This is a genomic window from Nereida sp. NH-UV-3, from assembly GCF_042939535.1.
Classification (GTDB): Bacteria; Pseudomonadota; Alphaproteobacteria; order Rhodobacterales; family Rhodobacteraceae; genus Nereida; species Nereida ignava.
Window position 1 is genome coordinate 1,575,523 of the sequence record NZ_CP132157.1, and the last position, 24,725, is coordinate 1,600,247.

At 52.6% G+C, this 24,725-nt stretch carries 21 protein-coding genes; 6 read left to right on the forward strand and 15 right to left on the reverse strand.

What is annotated here, in order from left to right:
• Positions 1-6 precede the first annotated feature (6 nt).
• The gene (locus tag NeNHUV3_RS07805) at positions 7-792 is read right to left on the reverse strand and encodes a ComF family protein (RefSeq protein ID WP_391483210.1); all 786 of its coding nucleotides are present in this window, start codon (positions 790-792) and stop codon (positions 7-9) included.
• On the opposite strand from NeNHUV3_RS07805, the gene NeNHUV3_RS07810 reads away from it, so the two are divergent.
• Positions 736-1,560: an SAM-dependent methyltransferase gene (locus tag NeNHUV3_RS07810; protein ID WP_391480759.1), complete on the forward strand. Its 825-nt coding sequence runs from the start codon at positions 736-738 to the stop codon at positions 1,558-1,560. The two genes, NeNHUV3_RS07805 and NeNHUV3_RS07810, sit on opposite strands and share 57 nt — an antisense overlap.
• Before the next feature lie 60 nt (positions 1,561-1,620).
• The gene (hemH, locus tag NeNHUV3_RS07815; RefSeq protein ID WP_391480761.1) at positions 1,621-2,691 is read left to right on the forward strand and encodes a ferrochelatase; all 1,071 of its coding nucleotides are present in this window, start codon (positions 1,621-1,623) and stop codon (positions 2,689-2,691) included.
• 19 nt (positions 2,692-2,710) lie between these two features.
• Here the strand turns inward: hemH and NeNHUV3_RS07820 are convergent, their stop codons facing one another.
• The 3 genes from NeNHUV3_RS07820 to NeNHUV3_RS07830 all read right to left on the reverse strand — a co-directional run bounded on the left by NeNHUV3_RS07820 (position 2,711) and on the right by NeNHUV3_RS07830 (position 6,651).
• Entirely contained in the window at positions 2,711-3,493 is a 783-nt protein-coding gene (locus NeNHUV3_RS07820; protein ID WP_391480762.1) for a hypothetical protein, read from the reverse strand.
• Between the two features lie 86 nt (positions 3,494-3,579).
• Entirely contained in the window at positions 3,580-5,904 is a 2,325-nt protein-coding gene (locus NeNHUV3_RS07825; RefSeq protein WP_391480763.1) for a calcium-binding protein, read from the reverse strand.
• A 162-nt stretch (positions 5,905-6,066) separates the two neighbouring features.
• Positions 6,067-6,651, reverse strand: a complete 585-nt coding sequence (locus tag NeNHUV3_RS07830) for a L,D-transpeptidase (RefSeq protein ID WP_048598533.1) — start codon at positions 6,649-6,651, stop codon at positions 6,067-6,069.
• A 159-nt stretch (positions 6,652-6,810) separates the two neighbouring features.
• On the opposite strand from NeNHUV3_RS07830, the gene NeNHUV3_RS07835 reads away from it, so the two are divergent.
• Positions 6,811-7,359, forward strand: a complete 549-nt coding sequence (locus NeNHUV3_RS07835; RefSeq protein WP_391480765.1) for a CAP domain-containing protein — start codon at positions 6,811-6,813, stop codon at positions 7,357-7,359.
• On the opposite strand, the gene NeNHUV3_RS07840 is transcribed toward NeNHUV3_RS07835, so the two are convergent.
• The 9 genes from NeNHUV3_RS07840 to NeNHUV3_RS07880 all read right to left on the reverse strand — a co-directional run bounded on the left by NeNHUV3_RS07840 (position 7,351) and on the right by NeNHUV3_RS07880 (position 19,963).
• A complete protein-coding gene (locus NeNHUV3_RS07840; protein ID WP_391480766.1) occupies positions 7,351-7,848 on the reverse strand; it encodes a murein L,D-transpeptidase family protein in 498 nt (165 codons plus the stop codon). The genes NeNHUV3_RS07835 and NeNHUV3_RS07840 overlap by 9 nt on opposite strands.
• 83 nt (positions 7,849-7,931) lie before the next feature.
• Positions 7,932-9,101 carry an HlyD family type I secretion periplasmic adaptor subunit gene (locus tag NeNHUV3_RS07845; RefSeq protein WP_391480768.1) on the reverse strand — a complete coding sequence of 390 codons (1,170 nt, stop codon included), beginning with the start codon at positions 9,099-9,101 and terminating at the stop codon, positions 7,932-7,934.
• Positions 9,101-11,350 carry an ATP-binding cassette domain-containing protein gene (locus NeNHUV3_RS07850; RefSeq protein WP_391480769.1) on the reverse strand — a complete coding sequence of 750 codons (2,250 nt, stop codon included), beginning with the start codon at positions 11,348-11,350 and terminating at the stop codon, positions 9,101-9,103. Before NeNHUV3_RS07850 ends, NeNHUV3_RS07845 begins: the two co-directional genes overlap by 1 nt.
• A complete protein-coding gene (locus tag NeNHUV3_RS07855) occupies positions 11,347-12,657 on the reverse strand; it encodes a TolC family protein (protein ID WP_391480771.1) in 1,311 nt (436 codons plus the stop codon). Before NeNHUV3_RS07855 ends, NeNHUV3_RS07850 begins: the two co-directional genes overlap by 4 nt.
• A gap of 75 nt (positions 12,658-12,732) precedes the next feature.
• Positions 12,733-15,915 (reverse strand): Ig-like domain-containing protein, encoded by a 3,183-nt coding sequence (locus NeNHUV3_RS07860; protein WP_391480773.1) that lies wholly within the window; start codon positions 15,913-15,915, stop codon positions 12,733-12,735.
• Positions 15,916-16,035: 120 nt separating this feature from the next.
• Positions 16,036-17,250, reverse strand: a complete 1,215-nt coding sequence (locus NeNHUV3_RS07865) for a class I SAM-dependent RNA methyltransferase (protein ID WP_391480774.1) — start codon at positions 17,248-17,250, stop codon at positions 16,036-16,038.
• Positions 17,243-18,385, reverse strand: a complete 1,143-nt coding sequence (locus NeNHUV3_RS07870) for a CCA tRNA nucleotidyltransferase (RefSeq protein WP_391480776.1) — start codon at positions 18,383-18,385, stop codon at positions 17,243-17,245. Before NeNHUV3_RS07870 ends, NeNHUV3_RS07865 begins: the two co-directional genes overlap by 8 nt.
• Positions 18,382-18,951 (reverse strand): CoA pyrophosphatase, encoded by a 570-nt coding sequence (locus NeNHUV3_RS07875; RefSeq protein WP_391480777.1) that lies wholly within the window; start codon positions 18,949-18,951, stop codon positions 18,382-18,384. Before NeNHUV3_RS07875 ends, NeNHUV3_RS07870 begins: the two co-directional genes overlap by 4 nt.
• 13 nt (positions 18,952-18,964) lie before the next feature.
• Complete coding sequence (locus tag NeNHUV3_RS07880) at positions 18,965-19,963, reverse strand: Hsp33 family molecular chaperone HslO (protein WP_048598541.1); 999 nt, start codon at positions 19,961-19,963, stop codon at positions 18,965-18,967.
• Positions 19,964-20,040: 77 nt separating this feature from the next.
• Between NeNHUV3_RS07880 and NeNHUV3_RS07885 the strand changes: the two genes are divergently transcribed.
• Positions 20,041-20,484, forward strand: a complete 444-nt coding sequence (locus NeNHUV3_RS07885; protein WP_391480779.1) for an NUDIX hydrolase — start codon at positions 20,041-20,043, stop codon at positions 20,482-20,484.
• On the opposite strand, the gene NeNHUV3_RS07890 is transcribed toward NeNHUV3_RS07885, so the two are convergent.
• Positions 20,468-21,718 carry a PP2C family protein-serine/threonine phosphatase gene (locus tag NeNHUV3_RS07890; RefSeq protein ID WP_391480781.1) on the reverse strand — a complete coding sequence of 417 codons (1,251 nt, stop codon included), beginning with the start codon at positions 21,716-21,718 and terminating at the stop codon, positions 20,468-20,470. The genes NeNHUV3_RS07885 and NeNHUV3_RS07890 overlap by 17 nt on opposite strands.
• A 109-nt stretch (positions 21,719-21,827) precedes the next feature.
• Here NeNHUV3_RS07890 and NeNHUV3_RS07895 point away from each other — a divergent pair, with 109 nt between their 5' ends.
• Entirely contained in the window at positions 21,828-22,160 is a 333-nt protein-coding gene (locus NeNHUV3_RS07895) for an Hpt domain-containing protein (protein WP_391480782.1), read from the forward strand.
• Here the strand turns inward: NeNHUV3_RS07895 and ilvA are convergent.
• Complete coding sequence (gene ilvA, locus NeNHUV3_RS07900; protein ID WP_391480783.1) at positions 22,140-23,387, reverse strand: threonine ammonia-lyase IlvA; 1,248 nt, start codon at positions 23,385-23,387, stop codon at positions 22,140-22,142. The two genes, NeNHUV3_RS07895 and ilvA, sit on opposite strands and share 21 nt — an antisense overlap.
• 117 nt (positions 23,388-23,504) lie before the next feature.
• Between ilvA and NeNHUV3_RS07905 the strand changes: the two genes are divergently transcribed.
• Positions 23,505-24,722 (forward strand): argininosuccinate synthase, encoded by a 1,218-nt coding sequence (locus NeNHUV3_RS07905; RefSeq protein ID WP_391480784.1) that lies wholly within the window; start codon positions 23,505-23,507, stop codon positions 24,720-24,722.
• Positions 24,723-24,725: the final 3 nt, after the last annotated feature.

Genomic DNA, 24,725 nt, shown 5'->3' on the forward strand with positions numbered 1-24,725 from the left:
AGATAGTTAAGTATCTTTTCCCGCGCGCGCTAGTGTGATGACGAACACCTCGCCAGCACGTGAAGATGCCAGCGCGTTTGCCGCCTCCGCAAGCGTGGCACCTGTGGTCATTACGTCATCTACTAACAAAATTGGTCGCTGAACGATATTTAAGGCGCGTTTTGGATTGACCGTTATCGCGCCGCTTAAAATGTTTAGTCGATCATCGCGGGTTTTACCCTCTAGCATCGGTGTCCGTTTAGGCCGCTGCAAAATATCTGGACCGTATTGCAACCCCATCTGTTGCGCTATCCCGCGAGCCAGCTCAGCAGACTGATTGTAGCGCCGACCAAAAAGACGCGACCAATGAAGCGGTATTGGCACGACCAGCATATTATCACGCCTAAGCGGTCTGGCATGCTGCGCCATCCATTTTGCAGCAGGCCGAACAAGATCAAGACGATCACCGTGTTTAATGCCAAGCACCATCCGGCGACCAAAACCGCTGTAATGAAACACGGACCGGCCAGCACTCCACGGTCTTGGCGCGTGCAAGCAATCGTCGCACTGCATACCATCGACTTCGCTCATCACTTGGGCGCCACATTTTCCACAGACACTGCCATTCAAAAAAGAAACCTCACCCCAACAATCCCCACAAAGCGCGTCAGGCCCGCCGGTCAAGGTGTCGCAAGTTAGGCAATGATGAGGATAGATCAGCCGAAGTGGGTTTTGCATTATAACTTTCCTGACTACATGAGCAGCATGACACAACAACCGCCCCTTACAGATACGCACACCCTGCACCTGCATCACAAAAACCGTCGGACCCCCGATGGGATGTTTTTGCAGCGAGAAGCATTCGATGAAATTTCAGAAAGACTGCTTGGGGTTAAGAAGTCGTTTACGAAAACAGCTGTGGTCACATCGTGGCCGGACCTATGGGCGAATATTGTGAAGGGGGCGGACGTCATCCACCCTGATGATACACTGCGATTTACGGACAACGGCTACGATCTGATCGTTCACGCAATGGATCTTCATTGGGCGAATGATCCTGTCGGGCAAATTGTGCAGTGTCGAAATGCGCTCAAGCCTGATGGATTGTTTTTAGCCGCTTGTTTTGGTGGCCAGACCCTAAACGAGTTACGAAGTGCTATCGCCAAGGCTGAAAGCAGAGTGATGGGCGGGCTGTCACCACGCGTTGTGCCCATGGGTGAAGTGCGCGACTACGGTGCGCTGCTTCAAAGAGCGGGCTTGGCGCTTCCGGTTGCGGACACTTTGACGCTGCCTGTGAGTTACAGCGACACGACTGCTCTGATGATCGATCTGCGAAAAATGGGGGAAAGCAACGCGCTTACCGCACGTACCAAAAAGCCCACGCCAAAATCCGTTTTCGACGCGTTAGAGACTGTTTATCGCCAGAATTTCTCTGACGGCAAAAGGCTGATCGCAACATTCGAAATCATTTTCTTGGCCGGTTGGGTGCCTGATGCAAGCCAACAGCAACCCCTCAAACCCGGCTCGGCAAAGATGAAATTAGCAGATGCTCTGCGTATTCCTGATGACCCAAAAGATTGACCTGAAGCGATTTCCAGTTATCTGGCAACTTAACGCACTTATACCTACGGACTTTAGATGATGTTTGACGCGAAAACGAATACGAGCGACGAGGCTATCTGCCCCGTTCACGCACCAAGCGATCACCCAAAGGTGAAGCCTGCTAAGATTGGGGTTTTGGTCGCCAATCTGGGCACACCGGACAATTACGACTACTGGTCGATGCGCCGGTATTTGAACGAGTTTCTGTCCGATCGGCGTGTCATTGATTACAGCCCATGGCTTTGGCAGCCGCTTTTGCAACTGATCATTTTAACAAAGCGTCCATTTTCTAGCGGTGAAGCGTATAAATCGATCTGGAACCACGACGAGGGCGAGAGCCCTTTGATGACGATCACAAAAAAACAAACCGCTAAGATAAAAGCGCAGATGCAAGAGACCTATGGCGATGACGTCATGGTCGATTTTTGTATGCGCTACGGAAATCCGTCTACAAAATCCAAGGTCCGCGCAATGATCGAAGCCGGATGTCAGAAAATTTTGTTTTTCCCGCTGTATCCACACTACGCCGGAGCAACATCAGCCACCGCAAATGACGAATTCTTCCGTGTTTTGATGAAAGAAAAATGGCAGCCAACCGTGCGCACGGTGCCGGCGTATTATGAGCGTCCGGATTACATTGAAGCGCTAGCCCAGTCGATTGAGACTGCCTACGCCAACGCCGAAAAGCGCCCCGAAATATTGGTGTGTAGCTATCATGGTGTGCCGCAGCGGTACCTGATGGAGGGTGATCCGTATCACTGCCAATGTCAAAAAACGACGCGCCTTTTGAAAGAACGTTTAGGCTGGGATGACACGCAGATCATCACAACATTCCAATCTAAATTCGGGCCGGAAGAGTGGCTTCAACCTTACACCGTCGAGGAAGTCGCGCGGCTTGCGGAAAAGGGCAAAACAAATATTGCAGTTTGTGCGCCTGCATTCTCAGCTGATTGCATTGAAACGCTTGAAGAGATCAACGAGGAAATCTTTGAGAGTTTTGAAGAGGCTGGTGGTCACGACTTCCTCTATATTCCGTGCCTTAATGATGATGATGCTCACATTGCTGCGCTCTGCAACACAATCGACGACAACCTAAAAGGTTGGGTATAAACGCCCTGCGTGCCAGCGATTAGTCTAGCTGCGCACCTGACCAAGTGATCAGGACCTCTCCCAGAGGGCCTGATGCACCGCCTACCCCTGCGATTTCGTCAGCTAAAGGCCCCGCTAGAACGGCAGTGACTGAAATTTGAGTGCTGCCTGCAAGAATGTTGCCGGCTCCCGACGTGCCAAATCCAATTGCCGAGGCATCTGTTTGCGTACCATTCACCAACGTGGGGCCGCTTAATTCAATGCCTGTAATTTCGATCATCTCTGCGCCCGTAGGATTATAATTCGCCGCCCCCGATTGGCCGATTGTAGCGCCACCTGTACGGACACTATCGGCAAGGACATCAGCGCGGCCAGCGCCACCAATAAAACGTAAGGTCGTACGTGCGTCCATTGTGACAGCGTAAGTTGCGGTACCGTCTGTGACCTGAGCAATCGCAGTGCCCTCATAAACAGTCGGAACTATTGGAACCGCAGAATTAGCAGAGGCCCGCACAGCAAGCTTCACATTCCCTCCAACCGGCGAGACCGGGAAAACGTGCTGCAGACCCAAACCCAACGCGTTTTCAATCAAGCCGACGCTGATCTGATCAATGATCAGACTTCTGTTAGTCAAATTCGCTTCCGTTTGACCCAGAGCAGTTTCAAGAGACAGGCTATCAAGACCCAAGGTTGCGACAGAAACAATCACATCTGGATTGGGCGTAGGGTCAGGCGGGTCCGGTGGATCAACAGGAGGATTAACCACAACCGGTCCACCGCCCGTCGTTGCACCGCCACCACCGCCGCTTGCGATTAATGTCACAATAAATAATGCGGCAACTACCGCCCTGCACACAAACTTAAAAAACATGGGTGCCATAGATCACAGCAGGTTTAATAAACGCCTAATCACACCCACAAATCACCAACGGACAAAGCATCAAGGCCAACCCCCCACAATTCAATCGTAGTGCCCTCAAGCGAGAATTCCGCGTGACCATTTGAGTTGGTATAGAACTGATCAAGCGCTGACTGGCGGGATGAAATACCATCAAACCCAGTCAATTCTAAGCGATCAATCCCCACATCAAAATCTGCACCAATCACCACAGCCTGATCCGTGAGAGAAGTATGCCCAATCACATCATTGCCATGCATTGGGTGGAACACAAATACGTCAGCACCGTAACCACCATTCAGAATGTCATCGCCACGGCCACCTTCCAATGTGTCGTCACCCCAGTACAAAAACGCACCAAAATCACCCACCAGAATGTCGTCACCCGCGCCGCCTTCAAGGGTATCATTGCCGTAACCACCAAGCAGCGTATCCGCGTTTTGAACACGACTTGCCACGTCACCATCAATCAACTGATTGGCACCACTTAAAGCGAGCAGAAAATCATTCCCGATACCGCCCTGCATTTGCGCCCCACCGTTTGTATCAAAAATGCTGTCATTTCCCGTATTGCCCTCGAGAATATCGCGACCACCACCACCCGAAAGTATGTCATCGCCATCACCGCCCGACAGGCTGTTGGCGGTGCTATCACCCAAAATCATATCATCGCCTGCTGACCCCAAGACACCTTCAATACTTTGATACGACTGACCCGTAATGTTGACTGAGTTAAGCGATGGATTGTCGAGCGATACGGTCACTTGCTCAAGCCCAGCAAAACTAATCACATCCAACCCCGTGCCTCCAATAAAGCTTGCATTGGGTTGGCTTGCCTCGAAGATTGTCGTTTCAGTCGATGAGAAGAACATCAGACTTCCGTCCCCAGACCCGCCTTCGATCAGATTAACCGTGGGCCGCGATAGACTTGTGTCCAGAATGTGAGCAATGTCATTGGCGCCCGCGCGCGTACCAGTAACGACAACCAAAACCTCTGAACCGTAGGTAAGGCGAAACCCGTCTGATCGGCCCTTCACTTCCATCTGGTCAAACGAATAGATCGACCCCCAAGCAGACAAATCAAGCCGATCCTCAATCAGATCGAAATCACGGATCGTATCTGTGCGGCCGTCAGATGTTAGGATGAACCGATCCGCACTGTCACCGCCGTAAAGAACGTCATTGTAGGCACCATCAACAAACAGGTCACCACCACCGTTGCCATAAATGACAGACGGCTCATCACCTGCAATAAGAAGGTCACTCTGTGGAGTTCCTTGTATAGTGCCCTCAATAACCGGCGTGGCATTCGGTAGCAAAGAAAGGGGCAACGTAAGCTCCGCAACGCCATTAATTGTGTCACTACTTACAAACACACGAAGCGTGCTGGACGTTTTCATCACCTCGATCTCATTGATCGTACCAAGAGATGCCTCAGCCGTGTCCGCGAATTGACCCAGCGACAGCAACCGCCCGTCACCCATGACGCTTAGCAACGAAATCCCCGCATCAGCGCCGCCCACCAGAATGAAGACCTGACCTTCGTGGTAGAAAGTCTCTACAGCAGCGGCGTTATTCAAGCGTGTCTCGCTCGTATCAATCACAAAATCCAGTAAGTTCAGCGCATTAGTCGAAATGCTAAGGGTCGCCAGCGCGCCGTGATCCGTTGTGACAAGTGCAATATGCTGTTCGCCTAATTCAATCACCTGCACATCAACAATGGCGCCAAACCCAAGCCCCTCGACCGCGCCAAGGCTATCGATAACGCCTATGTCCCCAGACAGGGTTCTTTCCAGTAAAATCACACCACCAGACGCAGACCCCGTGAGGATAAAATCACGACCATCAAGGGTAAATTCAACGATGCTTGAGATATTGCTGCCATATGCATGATCGCTGGCAACATTATCCGTGCTCGTGGCAGTTGTGGTATCATCGTCCACTGAAAACTGATGCAGACCGCTGACCCCATACCCCCCAGCAAGCAGCGACAGGCCGCTTTCGTTTTGGCTGACAGTATAATTGACCGCGTAATTTGCATGAGACAGGTCGGTGCTGTTCAGGCCGCCAGAAGCCCAACTGATTGGCGCACCGCCTGCGGTTACTGATTGTGTTCCAAAATTTAACGCGATGTCCGGCGCATTGGCTACAATTGGCTCCGCATCAATATCAAAGCCACCGCCATCAAGCGAGACAGTCTCGTACCAATCATTTTGAAAGCCAAAAACGCCCAGATATGTACCTGCCTGATTAGCAAAGACTGCCAAATCGCGCGGCCGCATATCTTCATTTGGCTCGCCCCAAACGTGGCGAACCTGAAAACTCAAGCTCAACATAAAACTCACCCACCTATTACCCTATTGGCAAGCTAACCGCGCAGGGTTAACGCAGCTTCAGCGCAACTAGGCAATTGAGTGATCAGTTTGTGGCGGAAATTGGACAATAAAAAACGGCGGCCTGCAGAACGCCGTTAGCTAAGATTTTATAAAGACTTATCTCTAAATGAGCAAAACCTGAGTACCCACTTTGGTCAAATCAAACAGCTCTTGGACGTGTTCATTATAAAGACCAATGCAACCGTTCGATGACCTGCGCCCAATCTTGCGCGTGTCATGAGTGCCGTGGATGCGGTAATATGTCCAACTCAGGTACAGCGCATGGGTCCCGAGCGGATTGTCCGGACCGGGGCCAATGAAGTCGGGCCATTCGGGGTTACGCTCTTTCATCGAAGGCGTTGGACGCCAGCTTGGGCCATCTACTTTTTGCGTGATCCGCGTACGCCCTAGACGGGTCAAATCATCTGAAAGCGGCACACTGGTAGGGTAGAGTTTATAAACACTCTCGTCCTCGGACCAATAATGCAGCGCACGAGACGTCACATCTACAAGCACGGCGCCATTCTTAAGGTTGCTAAAGTAAGGCTGCCACTCAAGCGCACGAAAACTTGAGATATTGCGACGAACAACTTCAGAGATGTCACGCTCAACTTCAATTTCCTCATCCAAGGCCAATGCTGGGCTGGCCAATGACGTCGCGGCAGCGCCGACAAACGCGCGGCGGCTCAATTTAAAAGTGTCGCTCATCAATATCGCTCCTGGTAAAACCATCTGACACATAATTATTGCCTGAAAGCCGCACTAGCAAATCAAACAAGCGTTAGATCGCCACGATTTTTCCAATCTGGGTTTGATCTACAACGGTGTTGGTTTACAGGTTGGGAAAGGTTTGAGGTTTTAATTGATATGATCCGTCCCATTCTTCTTTCGCTGACAGTTGCGCTTTCATTAGCGGCTTGTACCCCGATTACGTCAGGACAGCTGGCAATCGATGGAAAGCCTCGGCCAAAACTCTATAAAATCCGCGAACGCGATACTGCCAAAATCCAGTTCCGCACGCTGGATTCAGTAAATGCACTGCGCCAAGCGTCCGGGGCAGGACCAATCGAATTGAGCGCTGAGTTGACGGCAGCAGCAGCCACGCATGCGCGCGATATGTCGGTGCAAAACCGACCGTGGCACTTTGGCTCTGACGGGTCGTCCCCATTAGACCGCGTCGCACGCGCTGGATACTCTGGTGCATTCATAGGTGAGGCAATCTCGGAAACTTATGAGACCGAGCTAGAGACATTGGCCGCATGGATGGAAGAAGAAGGCACACGCCGTGTTATTCTGAATACCGATGCAACTGAAATGGGTTTTGCGTGGTTTCAGGAACCAAATGGCAAAATCTGGTGGACGTTGGTTTTAGGTGAGGCTGCCGCAACACCCCAAGAGCCGCTGCCCTTAGGGTAAAATCACAATTGGCGTTCCAGTTTGGACCATTGAGTAGATTTCCGTCATCTCACGATCTGTTACGGCTATACATCCCCATGTCCAATCCCCTCGCGCCCTTTGAAAGCGCGGGCCGCGACCATGGATGAAAATGTCCCCACCCGGTTCAACCCCTGCTGCCTTGGCGACAGCCATGTCGTTTGCATTCGGATATGAAATACCCAGAGACAGATGATACGCACTATTGGGATTGCGTCGGTCGATGAAGTACGTCCCCTCAGGTGTCCGACCATCACCTTCGGCCTTTTTATGACCTTCGGGCGCAAACCCAAGACCAATATTATAGCGGCGCAGAATGCGCTTATTTTGCATCAGCCACATTTTGCGGCGTGATTTTGACACCGTAATCTGAGTAACCTTAGGACCGCGGTAGGCTTTAGGCGCGCCCATAAGACCGCATCCCGCAAGCCCAAGGCCCATAAGCCCAAGGAGAAGTGTTCGCCGTTGCATCAATACCTGCCCTCAGTTTTTCACTGTCTTTCGGCACATTTACTGCAAAACGCTACTATCACAAAGACATTACTGACTACGGCCTATGGCTCGCGAAACGCCTCACGCGATTTATACAAAGGCTTCAAAAGATACTGCAACACAGTCTTTTCGCCCGTATGAAGCTCTACTTGCGCCTGCATCCCGGGCCGGATCTCAATGTATGCTTGCCGGTCGTTCAGATTAGCAAGATCAACCTGAAGCGTCACTTTGTAATGCGGATCACCGTCTGGCTTTCTGTCATCCTTAAACGTGTCCGCCGAGATAAACTGAACCTGCCCCTTCAGACTTCCATAGATCGTGTAGTCATAGGCAGAAAGCTTTATGGTCGCGTCTTGCCCCCGCTTGATGTTGGCGATGTCCTCGGGCCGCACGCGCGCCTCAACGAACAACTCTTCATCAAGTGGGATGATCTGAAATATCTCCTCGCCAGGCCGCACAACGCCACCGATCGTCGTAATGCTGAGGTTATTCACCACGCCACGCATTGGGGACTTAATGATCGTTCGTTCCAGTTGATCTTGGGCAACTTTCAAGTTTTGCCGCAACGTCGCAATTTCTTTCAATGTGTCTGAATACTGCCCAGCGCGCTCCAGCTCAGCTTGCGTAACGATTTCATTGTATTTGATCTCGGCGTCACCGTGGGCTTTGCGGGCGCGGGTAACTTCAATCAAAGAGACGATTTTACGTTCAAGCAAATTCTCGAGTAGCTCACGTTCCTTAGCGGCCTGCGCTAACACGTTTCGCGCGCCTTGGGTTCGGCTGACATAATCGCTTTGCCTGGCGTTCAAAAGCGCTTGCTCGGAGGCGACCATCTCAGGCTGCCGCGCAGCAAGATCAGCAGCAACGTCAAAATCAAACGCGCCAGCAACTTCTGCCTCAAGGCGCAGACGGCGAACCTCAAGCGCGTCAATCTGTTCTTGCAGATCATCGACCGCCGTTTGAAACCGCGTAGCATAAAGTGTGGCAAGCACTTGCCCCGGCTGAACCGTATCGCCTTGGCTCACCAGCATCTCTGACAGGATGCCGCCTTCAAGGTTCTGAATGATCTGAGGACGCGAACTGCTGACGACCTCACCATCCGCGCGCACAATCTCATCAATCCACGCAAACGCGGCCCAGCCAATGAACACCGCCAATGTTGCTGCAACGAGCCAGATGATAATGCTTGGCCCACGCATTGTTTCGTTCAAATCTGCGTCAATAGTTGCCATCAGCTTACCTTCTTTTTGGTTTGAGCAAGATGGTTAAGAACTTGTTCGCGTGGCCCATCAACCGTGAGGCGACCATGCTGCAAAATCAAAGTCCGCTCTGTAAGCGCAAGGATCGGAACCCTGTGTGTGGCAATGATCGCGGTGCGCCCTGTAAGCCAGCCCTTCAGCCGTTCAACAAGTGCACCCTCAAGTCCTTGATCAAGCGCAGCTGTCGGCTCGTCGAGCAGCACAATTTTGGGATCTTGCAGCCAAATCCGCGCCCAGCCGATGGACTGACGCTGGCCAATCGAAAGGCCCTCACCCCCATCGTGGATCACCAGATCCAAACCCTTGGGGTGGTTTTTGACATGTTCTCCAAGCCCCGCAAACTCAAGCGCCTGCATTAAGCGGTCATCGTCACGCTCAAGCATGTTCAAGTTCAGGTTATCGCGCAGTGTTCCTGCGAAAAGCCGCACATCCTGAGACAGGTAACCCACATTGCGACGGATATCCTTGGGGTGCACTTGGTTCATGTCCACACCGTCCAAAAGAACCCGACCGTCAGTGGGCGCATAGAGCCCTGAAATCAACTTAAGCAAAGTCGACTTCCCAGAACCGTTGCTTCCTAACACCGCCACAGTCTGTCCCGGCAGGATTTTCACTGCAGCCACATCAAGTGTTGGCGCGCCGTCTACATCGTACTGGAATTTCAGGTCGCGCAACTCAAACGTACCCTCCATCATTTCACGGCGAAGGTATGTTCTATCCTCGTTAAGTTCCTGCTCTGCGTCAGCCACGTCATCAAGACCATCCAGAGCAGCTTTCACGTTTGTCCAACGCGCCATAGTGCCTGCAAATTGAGTAAGGGGTGCAAGTGTACGGCTTGTGAGAATACCAACAGCAATGATGGACCCAACTGTGAACTGTCCGGCAAAAACCATATACGTGCCGACCACGACCGCCGCGACATAAGTCGCTTGCTGTACGCCTTGGCTCCAAAAAGTGAGCGTACTTGCCAGCTTGCGTTGCTCTGATGATTTCAAGCTAGAAAGCGTCATCAACTCGGTCCAGACGCGGCGGAAACGCTCTTCGCCGCGCTGTGCTTTTACGGTGTCCGCTTCGTAAATCGCTTCGTGCAATAACCGGCTTGCCTTGGCGCTAGCGCCTTGTGTCTCTTGCGTCAGCTTGATCATGCGTTTCTGAAAGAAGAACCCGGGGATCACCATCAATGCGCCACCGGCAACAAGGACCCAAACCAAGTCACCTGCGATCGACCAAACCAGCGCAAGAAAAACAAATACAAACGGAATATCCGTCAGGCTGCCAATGGTTGAGGCTGTAAAAAACTCGCGAACAGAACCGAACTCGCGCATGGCATTGTAAAGAGATGAAGGGGACGCGCCCTTACCGGCTTTCATACCCAACACGCGCTGCATCAGCACATTTTGAACTGAAAGCTCAATCTGACGGCCCGCTGAATCAAGCAGTCGCGCCCGTGCAATCTTTAGAAATGCTTCCATCAAAAGCGCCAAGCCAGCGCCAACAAAAAGCACCCAAAGCGTTGCCGTGGATTGATGGGGAATGACGCGGTCATACACCTGAAGCGAAAACAGCGCGACTGACACGGCCAAGATATTTGCCACGAAAGAGCCCACGCCAACCTCAATTAGTTGACGCTTATATTTTGGAAATTCGCCCCAGAACCAATGCGCGCGCGCAGACTTAGCAGCATGCTTCGTGGCAAGCTGTTGAAGGCGCACCTCACCGCGCACAATGATGCCTGTAAAGACGCTTTCAAACTCCTCTAGAGGGACCTCTGCGCGATTGTCTGAACATGTGATGTCGTAAATCGTTAGAGTATCTTGGCTTTGCTGCAGCACCAAAACAAACTGGCCGCTCGTCATCATTGCAATGGCTGGCCAGTGATCTGCCGTACAGACATTCACAGTCGCCACCTCAGTGGTGAGGCCCGCCTGCTTTAGCCCGCGCGCCATATCGCCTGCCGTTACTTCGCCAGTATTATGATCTGCATCTGAAACCATCGCCTCAAGAACGTCAGAGGTAACTGCCTCCACGCCCAAAATACCCGCATAAACACTTGCAAGCTGCGCCCGTGATCTCAGTTTCTCTGCAAAGGGATCAACAGCGGGCGTGACATCAATATTGGGCGTAGGCTCTGTCTGCGCATCCGCTTTGGTGCTGCGGGTCACTTTTTGCAGCTTACCGTCTTTTCGGGCGTTGATATCAAAGGCAAGAACAGGTCCGGTCAAATCTCTTCTCCGTCTGCCAACAAACCAAGTTCTTTGGCGATTTCCAATTGAATGCGAGCGACCTCGAATTGATGGGTAACGTGTGCCCGCTCACTGCGGATTTTCGCCTCGTAAACGTTGATCACATCCATCACGGGCCGCTGACCCGCATCATATTGCTGCTCAAACAAATCAAGGTTCGCATTCGCACCATCTAGCAAAGACTGGCTCTGTGATTGCTGACGCTGAACCGAGATGAGCTGTTGCTCAAGCTTGGCGAGGCGGCGGTTGCTATCCTCTACGGCTTGGGCAACTTGTCGCTTCGCCGCGTCCCGCTGTGCATCAATTGCCTTCAGATCAGAACCCAACCCAAAGCCGATCCCATTTTCAGCCCCAGCTGAAACACCTGCGCCGCGCGACCCGTCACTGCCGACAGAACCACTAAGCGTCAGCCCCGGCAACAAACCAGCACGGGCCGCGGTGGCCTCGGCAATTGCGCGGTCTTTCTCGGCATGCGCGCGCATGACCAACAGCGGCTCGGCACTATCGTTCAGAACCGGAATATCGGAGATACCCATCACATCATGGATAGAGGTTGCAGACATTGCGGCAAGTTCAGCTAAAGCAGTGTTCGCCTCCTCGACATCCTGCGCATAGGCAGAGCGGATCTCGGCTGCTTTTTGTTGAATGACCTGAAGATCAGCGCGGTTTGACACACCACCACGCACCCGTTCGCTCATCACCCACTCAAATTTCACCATCCGCTCTACCGCAGATTTGCCCACACGCGCGCGGGCTTTGGCACTTTGTGCGGTCAGATATAGATCGAGACCTGTGTAAACGCGGTTATTGGTATCTATCGCCAAATTTACTGCAGCGACCTCAACATCAGCAGCAGCAAACGCGCGTTCGGCCTTTTTCTTTCCATTATCGAAAAGAACCTGTTCGACCAGCAGACTTGCCACAACACCACCCAAAGATGTCAGCGATACAGACGGACCAATCGTGGGTAGCCAATTCTTGGAGCGCGCCTGCGACCGTAATTTGGCCGCACGCAGCTCAGCCTCGGCTGTGCGTGCATTTGCTGCCAGCACACCATCGCTGATCTCAGAAAACGGGCTGTTTTTTGGCAGAACACTCTGGCGCGATTGAAGCGTTGTGATGATCTTACTTGATGACGATTGCGCCGCATCAGCGCTATTAGTTTTAGGTGAAAACAACGCTTTGGTTCCACGTGTGACTTCGGGAAGCGGGTTCACACATCCAGACAACACAACCACGGCAATACCTGCCGCGATTATTGGTCTTTTGGGGATGTTGAAAGTCACCACTTAGTCTCCACGCACTCGTAAACCTTGCCCCGAAAGGGCGCAGATCAAGTAATCACTGCGCCCGTCACGGGTTTAGATAATAACGTTAATGTCTTCGTTAATAACGAGGCTGCCACCCTCGTTACCGAGAGAATACACATCAAAGGTTTGGCCATTGATTGTCTCGGTTGTGTTCGCACGAACGGCGCCTTGGATGTTGACCGTATCGTCACTGCCGCCGTTGATGCGCACTGTGTTGGAATTTGAAGATAGGCTTTCAAGATCATCGGCTGTAATCGTGAGTTGTGAGTCCTCAGCCAGCGACAGATTGATAGAACCGATATCAAATTGGCCAAGTGCAGCCACATTGAGATCCACAATATCGGTCGCAACATCGTCCAACACAAACAACGTTGAATTTGAATTTCCTGATGCATCATCCGCCGTAACCACCAACTGTGAGCCATCCGGCACACCGTGAGTAAACTCAAAGTCTGTCCGGTCACGCAATGTGTTCTCGGTTTGAGTAAATGTCACATTATTGGCGCTACCGCCTGCGGTAATTTCAGTAATGGTAAACGTGTCAGTTGTGGTCTCGGTACCAATTTCAACAACACCGTCACGAGCATCTTTATCAAATGACCGGATCAAAGGCGCATCGGGTGCCTGCGTGTCTACATCAAACGACGTGTTAAGCGACTTCACGTTGCCAACTGCATCAGTCGCTGTAACGACAACGTTCGCAGTATAATCACCAAGGGGCAAAGTGGCGGGATCAAACGAAATGCTCCAATCGCCGTTTGGTGCAACAGTTGCCTGTTGCGACACACCGTTAATGGCGACGGACACAGTTGAGCCAATTTCAGTCGTGCCGTTCAGCACAACACCGTCTGAATATTCACTTGCGTTAACAGCATTGTCGCCCTCAACCGCAGTGCCGGAAATGGACATGTTGCTAACGATCGTATCGATGCGCACGTTGGCAGATACATCGCGTACGTTGCCAGCAAGATCAGTGGCAGTAGCTGTAACAGCCGTAGAGGCGATCTCGGCGGCGGGAACAGCAGACGCGGGGAAAGTCACGTTCCAATTACCGTTACCGTCTGCAACCGTGGTAAGAGACGATGTGCCAAACGCAACAACCACAGTTGATCCAACTTCGGACGTGCCAGAGATCAGAACTCCGTTTGCTGCGTCAGACTGGCTGATGATGTTATCACCTTCGATTGGTTGCTGGATGCCCAGATTATCAACCACCGTATCAACGCGCACACTGTCAGCCACAGACAAAGTATTGCCAGCGCTGTCAGTTGTGGTGGCAGTGATAGAGGACGGGTACGTTCCACCGGCTACTTCGGTTGGCAGATATGTCGTGGTCCAATTGCCGTTCACATCTGAAACAGCCGTGTGCTCAACCCCGCCGAGGGTAACATTCACAACAGCCCCAGGTGTGGCGGTGCCATGCAGCACCACACCGTCACTGGCCTCGTTAAAGTTGATGACGTCATCGCCTTCGATTGGATCCGCACTCAACGTCAGGAAACCCGCATCACGGTCAATCTGAACAGTCTCGCTAATTGAAGTCGTATTTTGAGCCGCATCAGTTGCATCAATCGTCAGTGTTGTAGGTGTTTCACCGGTAGGGATCTGTGCACCATTGAAAGCCACAGACCAATCGCCATTCGGCTGTACAACTGCAGGCAAAGTGACTGCGCCAAGCGTCACCTGAACCGTTGATCCAGGCTCAACCGTCCCAGTCAGGGAAACGCCTTCCGCGGCCTCAGCAATGTTGATGACACCATCACCACCAACGGGACCACCTGTTTTGGTGAGGTCGTTTACATATGTATCCACGTCAAACGTATGGCTTGCAGTTACCACGTTACCGACCGCGTCAGTAGCTGTCGCGATTGCCGTCAACTCATACTCACCGTTGGGGAAGTCGGTTGCGGGGTATGTTACGCTCCAGGTGCCATCGTTCGCTACAGGGGCATCGTAGGTTGCATCACCAATCGCCACACTCACGCTTGATCCGGGCGCGGCAGTACCAGTCAGTACAACGCCATCGTTCCGCTCAGCACCGTTAACTACATTCTCACCCTCAACCTGAGTCGATGTGATCGCCACAGATGTGATCGTATCAATATCCAATGTGGATGTGGTTGATGCAGTATTTCCGTATGGGTCGGTAGCCGTCGCGACCACGGTTGCTTCATACTCGCCAGCGGGAATTTCTGACGCGGCAAAAACAGCAGTCCATGTACCGTCATCGGCAACAGTCGCCATGTGCGTCACAGAACCCATTTGCACTGAAACTGTTGAGCCAATCTCAGTCGTTCCAGTGATGGTAATGCCGTCATTGGCTTCTGCAGCGCTTACGACACCATCTTGCTCAACTGTCTCAGTCTCAAGCGTGACGTGCGCCAAGGTGTCAATATGAAGGGTGTCCGTTGAGGTTGCAGTGTTACCTGCTTCATCCGTAGCCAAGATGGAAACTGGTAGCGTATACTCACCGCCCTCCAGAACACCTTCCTCATATGTGACGGTCCATGTGCCGTTCTCAGCCACAATTGTCTCGCGGGTGTTGCCGTCAACCGTAACCTGAAGCGCTGCACCAGGCTCACCAACGCCGGAAACATCAACGCCGTCGCCATGATCAACCGCATTGACCGTATGCCCAACAGAGACTGTGCCCGCTGTAATTGAGGCGTCAGGTGGCGTGTTGTCTCCACCACCTCCTCCGCCACCACCGACCAACAGCGCGGCGCCGCCAGCCACCGCAGCACCAGCACCAGTCGCGCCGATCCCACCAAGACCCGTCAGAAGGGCGGTACCAAGCATACCCGCCTCCGGCTCTGTTACGATTGCATCGGCAATTGCAAAATCGACGTTGTCACCGCGTGTGAAGAAAAGTGCGTCATCAGCACTCCACTTTCCAAAGGCTTCTGCCTCGGAATAATATGCTGAAATCAGATCCCCACCTTGCTCGGAAATCTGCACCTCTGTGAGGAAGCCATCGTCGCCTAGAAACAGTTGATTAGAAACGGCGCCTGCCTCAACGAAGTATCCGCCAAGCGTAAGAACGCTGCCGTCCGTCAATGTAACAACCAAGTCACTCCCTTGCCGGTCAAAGCTAGCAACTTCGGATCGCCTTAAATTCAGTGAAATATCTTGGCTGCTGCCGATATTGAGAGCTGCGGTATCGCCGTTCTCCAGAACGGTTCCGCGCTGTAAATTGCCCGTGCCATCACGGACAACGAACCTAATCGCTGACATGGTTACTACTCCGCCTCAAAAGTTACGGCTTTTGGCGCCGCTTAACTATTGATACGAGCAATATATCTTTTGGTGTCAGATTTCTACTAAAATGTTGCGCACGGTCAGAGTGATGCAAATTTACCGCGTAAGGACGCTTGCGACTTCAACGTGATGAGACCACCTGAATTGATCCACAACCTCCAGTTTTTCCAAAGAAAATCCAGCTTTCATCAACGCCTCTACATCGCGGGCGAAGGTTACGGGGCTGCATGAAATCATCACAACCTTACGCACCTCACTTTCGATAATCTCTTGAACCTGCGCCTCAGCACCGGCGCGCGGCGGGTCAAGCACAACGACATCAAATTTGCGCAACTCATCCGGCATCAGTGGCCGTCTAAACAAATCACGCGCCTCTGTGGTGACCGAATGAAGGCCACTGGCCATGCGCCAACCTTTGGCCAACGCATCAATCATATCGGCTTCACCTTCAACCGCGTGAACAGCCGCATGAGCCGCCATTGGCAGGCTGAATGTGCCGCAACCTGCAAACAAATCTGCAACTTTTGCAGCACCTACGATATTATTGATGATGAACGCTTCAAGCGCCAACTGACCGTGTTCCGTGGCTTGCAAAAACGCGCCGGACGGTGGCGAAACCGCCGCTTTTCCCATCGTCAATTGCGGCGGTGTTTCCATCGCCAACAACTCACCGTTCCATGTCAGGCGCACAACCCCGTGCTGAACCGTCAGTTGTGCCAACGCCGCTTGCTCTTGCGGGCCAGCGGGCTTTGCACCGGCAACATCCAGATCAATGCCCGTATTGGTAACGGTGGCGGTAAACTCAACCTCCCCCTTGCGAGAGCCATACTCAACTGTCAGCTGCTCCAACACGGGAATGAGGCTCAACAACTCAGGATGAAGGATTTTACAATTGGGCACCGCCAAAACAGTATGAGACGCGCGGCCATGAAAGCCCACAAGCGCACCTGACTTTGTCCGCTTACCCGTCAGCTTAGCGCGCCGACGGCTTTGTGCTGGACTGGTATGAATGGCATCCACCACACGCTCAATCCCGCGTGAGGCAAGCGCCGATTGAACAACTTCTTTCTTCCAATTGGACACAAAATCATCATGGGCGTGCTGTAAACTGCAACCACCGCAGCTGTTGTAATGTGAACAAGGTGCTTTGATGCGGTGGTCAGAGGGCGTCTGAATTGCCGGCTTTGCCATGATCTGACCGTCGATATCGCCCTTCACCACCTCCCCTGGCAAGGTGCGCGGTACGAATATCGGTCCCGCTGCAATCCCGTCACCTTTATGGCCAAGCCGTTCAATCGTCACTTCAGCCATTTTCCAGCCCTTCAATTAAGTCATCTTTTGTCAGTGCAAAATCAGATGCAATCCATCGGTCTTTTGCATCCCGAAGGGCCGCGCCCAACTTAGCGCCCGAATACGCCGGCATAAGGTCAGCAGCAACCAAAGGGAAAACTGCCTCTACCCCACGGCGAACGTCATTTAGCCCATTCAATGGTTGCTCAAACATCGCAGCGCGCAAGGCAAGGCACAGCGCACCAACCTCAAATCCATGTTCATGACCCAATGCAGCAGCCGCGGTCATTGATCCCATCTCAGCACGGTAAATCGCAAATCGTTTCTGCTGTGCGTTACTTAACCGCAACGTCGAAACATCACCTGTGACAGCAGCAAGTCGCGCCATTGGGTCAACAGCCAAATCTGCGCTCAGATGTACAAAAACCGACAATATATTCGTGAACCCGCCTTCAACAACGGCATTCAGAACCCCAGTTTGCGCCATTGCAGACACGGCAAGGCTTGGGTCAGGCGCGGTCATAAGCTTAACCATTTCAGCGCCAATACGCTCACGGGCGATTTGCCCCAACCCTTCGATACCACCAGCACAGGCTGCCAGAGCATCCGCATCAAGCCCAAGCTCAAAACTACCGTACCAAGCCTGAAATCTAAAAAACCGCAGAATGCGCAAGTAGTCCTCGGCAACGCGATCATCCGCGTCACCAATAAACCTGACAAGGCCCGCATGAAGGTCAGGCAGACCGTTTAACGGATCAATCACCTCACCACTTTGGTTGGCGTACAACGCATTCATTGTAAAATCGCGCCGCTTAGCATCTTCAATGATTGATGTAGAAAACGCTACTTTTGCGTGCCGGCCATCCGTCTCAACATCACTTCTGAATGTAGTCACTTCAAACGGAGAGCCATGTGCCACAACAGTGACTGTGCCATGCTCAATACCCGTCGGAATAACGCGAAGGCCTGCTGCTTCTGCGCGAGCAATTACTTCGGTTGGAACAAGGGACGTAGCCATATCCAAGTCGGTTATGGCACGCCCCATCAACGCGTTTCGCACACACCCGCCCACGACATACCCCGCGCCGCCATCGGCATTGAGTAGGGCCAAAACAGTCTGCGGTGCTTTTGCTTGCAGCCAGTCAAATTGTGTCATTGCGCCGCCTCCGCGAGCGTTCTTAGCATGCGCGCCGTGGCCCCCCAAATATAATAAGGGCCAAAGGGTACCGTATAATAAGACCGCCACGTACCGGACCAGCGGCGCGACTGCACCGCATACCTGCCTGCATCCAAAAGATGATCAAGCGGCACCCAGAAAGCTTCGTCCACTTCGCCAGCTTCGCAGACCACCTCAAAAGGTTCTTTCAACAAAGCAACAACAGGTGTCACGTCGAAGCTGGTGACGGTTATGTGTGTCGGCAGCGTGCCAAGCACGTCCACCACACCGTCAGGCAACCCAACTTCCTCACGCGCCTCACGCAAGGCGGTTTCAATGACATCCGCGTCTTCGGGGTCTTGCTTGCCACCAGGGAACGCAATCTGGCCCGGGTGATGGCGCAGCTTGGCAGAACGCTTGGTCAGCAAAACTTCCTGCGCACCCGCAGTTTCACGTATCAAAACAAGCACTCCCGCAGGGCGCGTCTTGCTCGTTGGGTAGGGCAAGTCAGGGTTTAGATCAAAATCGGATGAGGCCCCCTGCGCAGTCGCAAGGAACCCCAACATTTGAGATCTTAGATCAGTCAGAGGCACCTTCTGCCTCGAATCCAACTGTCTTTGGGTCCATTTCGTAGTGTGCGCCGCAGAACTGGCAATCGGCCTCAACCAACCCCTCGTCGGTGGTCATGTGACCAATGTCTGAGGCAGAATAAATTGATAGGCTTTGCTTTACGCGCTCCTCAGAACATGTGCATCCAAAGCGAACGGGCTGGGCTTCATACACGCGGGGCTCTTCCTCGTGGAACAGCCGCAGCAACAAATCTGTTGGCGATACGGAGGGGCCGATCAACTCAAGCTCCTCGACAGTATCAAGCAGCACATTAGCGCGCGTCCAGTTTTCCGCCGCATCGTCCTCCAGAAGATCAGAAGCTGTGACCAATGCCTCACCAGATCCGTCTGGCGCATCTTTCTTTGCCATCAAAGGCGACGCCTTGGGCATGTGCTGTAACATCACGCCGCCCGCGCGCCAGCTTTCCTGTTCATCCGCAATTGTGGAGCGGCCGAAAGTAAGCGCAAAGCGCGTTGGCAGTTGCTCGGATTGAGCAAAATACGCCTCTGCACAAGCTGACAGCGAGCCACCCGCAATTGGTGTGATGCCCTGATAGGGCTGGGTGCCTTTGCCTTGATCAATCAAGATCGCAAAATAACCATTACCGATTTGGTCGTACCCATCGCCGTTCAGATCGATCGCGTCTTTGTCATAGCTGGCATAGGCCCTGATGCGTGCGGGCTGCCCGTCATCAGTGGGGCCGTAGTAATCCGTCGCGATCAAACGCACCGGACCGTTGCCGCGCACCTGCAAAGACAGCTTCCACCGCAGCGCGATCGTTTGACCGATTAGCGCCGTTAACAGGGACATTTCCGCCACCAGCGCCTCAATCAGCGGTGGATAATCATGTTGCGCCAAAACGTGATCTAACACCCCATCAAGACGCGCAACGCGGCCTCGAATATCCGATTGATCAAGTTGGAACGGTAGGACAGTGTCGTCCCAAGCGATTTTCGATGTGTTCGACATGTGATTTCCTAAGCCGGGTCGTGGCGACATATCGTGGCAATATAGGCACGTAAAGCACGCAAAAAAGGGGCAGCGCCATGATGATGCGAATTGGAGAGACACCAAAGGCCGGTCAGCGCTACGTTCATCGCCCCGGAGCCTACGCTATTTTGCGACGTGGAAGCGACATACTTCTGACCTTTCAAGAACGGCCAGAACCTGAATTTCAACTGCCTGGCGGCGGCGTTGAGGTCGGCGAACATCCAATCCCCGCCCTGCACCGTGAAATCTTTGAGGAAACCGGCTGGCGTGCTGCTAATCTTCGAAAGCTAGGCGCCTTTCGTCGCTTCACGTTTATGCCCGAGTACGATCTTTGGGCCGAAAAGCTGTGTTCCATTTACGTGGGAACACCTGTTTTGAAATTGAGTGAGCCTATTGAAAAAGGCCACCATGCGGTCTGGATGCCAATGAGCGAGGCAGTTGACGCATTAGGTAATGATGGTGACCGGATGTTTTTGAGTAGCCTTATTGAGCAGCTCTGAACCCCAACGAAATAGCCGACAAATCATCTTCAAGGTCATTTGAGCCAGTAAACCGCGTGACCTCATCAACGACCCTCTCCAAGAGGCGGTCGCCACAAAGAGAGCGGCTTCGCTCTAGCAACTCGCAAAGCCCATGTTCTGCGAACATCTCACCTTTTTTGTTCAGCGCCTCGGTGATCCCGTCTGACCCAATAAAGACCCGATCACCGGCATAAAGTTGAACATGAGACAATTCATATGACGCGCCCTCGATCAATCCTACCGGCAATCCACCAGCGCCAAGGCGCTGCGCCGAGCCCGCACTTCGCTGCAGGATTGGGTGCGGATGGCCTGCTTGGCAAAATGAAAAATCTCCCGTTTCAGTATTAATCACCCCATAAAGAATGGTGAAATAATGTTCTGTCGCAATTTCTGAAAACATCATGTCATTGAGACGTCGGACAACCCGTTCCGGAGAAACGGCCGCGGACCTGCCCGCTTGGTTATCAATGGCGACGTTTTGTACGGGATCACCAGCCGAGAGATACCCCGCAAGGCGCGCCGTCATCAACGCGCTTGATACGCCATGACCCGACACATCAAGACCAAACAGACCCACCTGATTTTCGTTAATCTTGAAGTAGCCAACCAGATCGCCACCGACGTGGCCGCTGGACCGCAAGCCCAACGAAATGCTGGCACGACCAAAGGTTACATTTGGCTCTGGCAACAGCGACATTTGAAGCGTTTTTGCCTGCTGTAAATCACGGTCTAAAATATCATATAGGCGCTGAATCTCGCCCAACGCACCAGCGATCTCAGCGTTTCGGATAAATAGCTCACGTTGCATTTCAACAATCCGGTGGCCTGCACCCAACCTCGCCTGAAGTTCAGAACCGTCCACAGGCTTTGTCAGGAAATCATCCGCGCCTGCTTCAAGCCCAAACGCAATATCTGCCGCATCACCCTTGGTGGTGAGCAGCACAAAATACGTGTAGGTTCCGTCTTCCATAGCGCGAAATTTTTGGCAAAACTCTGGCCCTGTTAGTTGCGGCATCATCCAATCACTGATGATCACGTCAAACTGCGCGCTGCGGCACATCTCAAGCGCCTCTGCGCCATCCGTCGCCTGAGTTACATGATAGCCACGTGCCTCTAGAATTTTTGATAAGATGCGTCTTTGAAGGGCGCTATCATCAGCAACCAACACGCGTTTGGCTACATTCCTGGCGTTTTCTGGCTGTTCCAAAATCATCTGACACGCGTGTCACGAAGGCTTGAAGATTAAGTTAAGATTTCCTCGATTTCAGTCATGTTAAATTAAAACTCTTTGCCGATATCTGGTGTAATACCGGGGGAACAAAATGATTGATTGGGCGCAAGTCAGGGCATTGCAAAGCGATGTCGGCGACGAGATATTTGATGAAGTCGTTAAAATTTTTGACATTGAAACGCGCGAGCTTCTTGGCGCGCTTGAGGGCAGCAAAACAGATGCTGAGCGCTCTAAAATTGCGCACGGTATTCGCGGAAGTGCGGTTAACTTCGGCATGTCCGATGTGGTTGAAGCCGCAAAACAGATCGAACAACAGCCCGAAGATGTTGCTCACGTTGCTACCTTGCGACAGGCCTATGACAGCACGATTGATGTGTTTCTAACCAACCTTAGTGCCAAGCGCCTAAATCAGGAATTCGGCTAGCGCACCATCGTTGGTGATGTCGCGATAGCCAAAACCACCCTGCTCCATCAAATCCGTAAGACGTGTGAAGCTGGATGGATCAGTGGTTTCGATACCAATCAAAACAGACCCAAAGTTGCGCGCTGACTTCTTGAGGTACTCAAACCGTGCAATGTCGTCACTGGGTCCCAGCATGTGAAGGAAATCTTTCAAGGCGCCAGGTCGTTGGGGCATCCGAAGAATGTAGTACTTCTTCAAACCAGCTGATCGCTGCGCCCGCTCTTTCACTTCCGGTAGCCTTTCGAAATCGAAATTGCCGCCCGAAGCGATACAAACCACCCGTTTGCCCCGAATATCGTTCGAAATGTCTTTAAGTGCATCAAGCGCCAACGCGCCCGCAGGTTCGAGTACGACACCTTCGGTATTCAACATATCCAACATAGTTGTACAAATACGGTCCTCGGCAATTCTAATGACGCGATCCAGCGGTGTGTTCTTTAGAACATCAAAGGTTGCATCGCCGATTTGCCCAACCGCCGCACCATCAACAAAAGTATCAACATGATCCAGCGCAACCGGCACACCCGCCTCAAGCGCTGCCGTTAGGTTTGCTCCACCTTCGGGTTCAACCAAGTACAAATCAGCATCAGACCCCTGACTGGCCATGTAAGCAGTCACGCCCGATGAAAGACCGCCGCCGCCCACAGGTAAGACGATCACGTCAGGCGCAGCACCAAGCTGTTGCATCATCTCAACTGCAACTGACGCCTGCCCCTCAATCACATCGGGGTCATCAAAGGGTGATAGAAAATGCGCACCCTGTTCATCACAATAAGCGCGCGCGGCAGCCAAAGTACTGTCGAAATAGTCACCAACCAACACAATCTCGATCGCATCCCCACCGAAAATACGTGTTTTATCAATCTTCTGCTGCGGCGTTGTTACAGGCATAAATATGACGCCGCGTCGCCCGAAATGCTTACATACATAAGCAACGCCCTGGGCGTGATTTCCCGCACTCGCGGCCACAAACAACTGCTGATCCGGGGTCTGCGCCAAACACTTGCGCATCGCATTAAATGCACCGCGAATTTTGTAACTGCGCACAGGTGTCAGATCTTCTCGCTTTAACCAGATATCAGCATCGTACATTTCGCTAAGGTGCGCATTTCTTTGAAGCGGCGATGCCTCGAACAAGGCGCGCATTTCTGTCTCGGATGCTTTGGCTCTTTGTACAAAATCGGTCATGTGCGTTCCCTCTGGTCTCGCCACCCTATCACAGAACAATGTTTCAGAAAGCAGCATCCCTTGCCGCAGGTAACAAAACGGATTATCCCGCCGCCATACGTGATCAGGAGAACGCCAATGTCTGCACCCAAAAAAGTCGTCCTTGCCTATTCAGGTGGCCTCGACACATCCATCATCTTGAAGTGGCTGCAGACAGAATATGGCTGCGAAGTGGTGACTTTCACTGCGGATTTGGGTCAGGGCGAAGAACTTGAGCCAGCGCGCGCCAAAGCGGAAATGATGGGCGCTTCTGACATCTACATTGAAGACGTCCGTGAAGAATTTGTTCGGGATTTCGTTTTCCCGATGTTCCGTGCCAATGCCGTTTACGAAGGTCTTTACCTGCTCGGCACCTCAATTGCGCGGCCACTGATCTCAAAGCGCCTTGTAGAAATTGCGGAAGAAACTGGCGCAGACGCGATTGCGCACGGCGCAACCGGCAAGGGCAATGACCAAGTTCGCTTCGAGCTGGCTGCATACGCGCTAAACCCTGACATCAAAGTCATCGCTCCATGGCGTGAGTGGGACTTATCCAGCCGCACCAAACTGATCGACTTTGCTGAGAAAAACCAAATCCCAATCGCAAAAGACAAGCGCGGCGAAGCACCATTCAGCGTTGACGCAAACCTTTTGCACACCTCGTCTGAGGGCAAGGTTCTGGAAGACCCGGCCGTTGAAGCACCCGATTATGTCTACCAACGCACGGTCCACCCAGAAGACGCACCGAACACAGCTGAATTCATCGAGATCGGCTTTGAAAAAGGTGACGCAGTAAGCATCGACGGCAAAGCAATGTCGCCTGCCGAAGTGCTGACCGAATTGAACACAATAGGTGGCCGCAACGGTGTTGGTCGCCTTGATCTGGTTGAGGGCCGTTTTGTGGGCATGAAGTCACGCGGTATCTATGAAACACCGGGCGGAACTGTCCTGCTTGAAGCACACCGCGGCATTGAGCAGATCACGCTGGACCGTGGCGAAGCGCACCTCAAAGACGAGCTGATGCCACGCTACGCAGAACTGATCTACAATGGTTTCTGGTTCAGCCCAGAGCGTGAGATGCTTCAAGCTGCAATCGACCACTCGCAGCGTCACGTAACCGGAACTGTTAAGCTGAAGCTTTACAAAGGCTCTGTGCGCACAGTCGCACGCTGGTCTGATCACTCGCTTTACTCTGAAGCACACGTCACATTCGAAGATGACGCAGGCGCTTACGATCAAAAAGATGCAGCAGGCTTCATTCAACTGAATGCACTTCGCTTGAAACTTCTCGCTGCGCGCGACCGTCGTCTCAAGTAAGAC

Coding starts and splice junctions, on each gene's coding strand:
- NeNHUV3_RS07810 (WP_391480759.1), top strand. CDS start 736: ATGAGCAGCATGACACAACAACCGCCCCTTACAGATACGCACACCCTG.
- NeNHUV3_RS07805 (WP_391483210.1), bottom strand. CDS start 792: ATGCAGGTGCAGGGTGTGCGTATCTGTAAGGGGCGGTTGTTGTGTCAT.
- hemH (WP_391480761.1), top strand. CDS start 1,621: ATGTTTGACGCGAAAACGAATACGAGCGACGAGGCTATCTGCCCCGTT.
- NeNHUV3_RS07825 (WP_391480763.1), bottom strand. CDS start 5,904: ATGTTGAGCTTGAGTTTTCAGGTTCGCCACGTTTGGGGCGAGCCAAAT.
- NeNHUV3_RS07830 (WP_048598533.1), bottom strand. CDS start 6,651: ATGAGCGACACTTTTAAATTGAGCCGCCGCGCGTTTGTCGGCGCTGCC.
- NeNHUV3_RS07835 (WP_391480765.1), top strand. CDS start 6,811: ATGATCCGTCCCATTCTTCTTTCGCTGACAGTTGCGCTTTCATTAGCG.
- NeNHUV3_RS07840 (WP_391480766.1), bottom strand. CDS start 7,848: ATGCAACGGCGAACACTTCTCCTTGGGCTTATGGGCCTTGGGCTTGCG.
- NeNHUV3_RS07845 (WP_391480768.1), bottom strand. CDS start 9,101: ATGGCAACTATTGACGCAGATTTGAACGAAACAATGCGTGGGCCAAGC.
- NeNHUV3_RS07860 (WP_391480773.1), bottom strand. CDS start 15,915: ATGTCAGCGATTAGGTTCGTTGTCCGTGATGGCACGGGCAATTTACAG.
- NeNHUV3_RS07865 (WP_391480774.1), bottom strand. CDS start 17,250: ATGGCTGAAGTGACGATTGAACGGCTTGGCCATAAAGGTGACGGGATT.
- NeNHUV3_RS07870 (WP_391480776.1), bottom strand. CDS start 18,385: ATGACACAATTTGACTGGCTGCAAGCAAAAGCACCGCAGACTGTTTTG.
- NeNHUV3_RS07875 (WP_391480777.1), bottom strand. CDS start 18,951: ATGTTGGGGTTCCTTGCGACTGCGCAGGGGGCCTCATCCGATTTTGAT.
- NeNHUV3_RS07880 (WP_048598541.1), bottom strand. CDS start 19,963: ATGTCGAACACATCGAAAATCGCTTGGGACGACACTGTCCTACCGTTC.
- NeNHUV3_RS07885 (WP_391480779.1), top strand. CDS start 20,041: ATGATGATGCGAATTGGAGAGACACCAAAGGCCGGTCAGCGCTACGTT.
- NeNHUV3_RS07890 (WP_391480781.1), bottom strand. CDS start 21,718: ATGATTTTGGAACAGCCAGAAAACGCCAGGAATGTAGCCAAACGCGTG.
- NeNHUV3_RS07895 (WP_391480782.1), top strand. CDS start 21,828: ATGATTGATTGGGCGCAAGTCAGGGCATTGCAAAGCGATGTCGGCGAC.
- ilvA (WP_391480783.1), bottom strand. CDS start 23,387: ATGACCGATTTTGTACAAAGAGCCAAAGCATCCGAGACAGAAATGCGC.
- NeNHUV3_RS07905 (WP_391480784.1), top strand. CDS start 23,505: ATGTCTGCACCCAAAAAAGTCGTCCTTGCCTATTCAGGTGGCCTCGAC.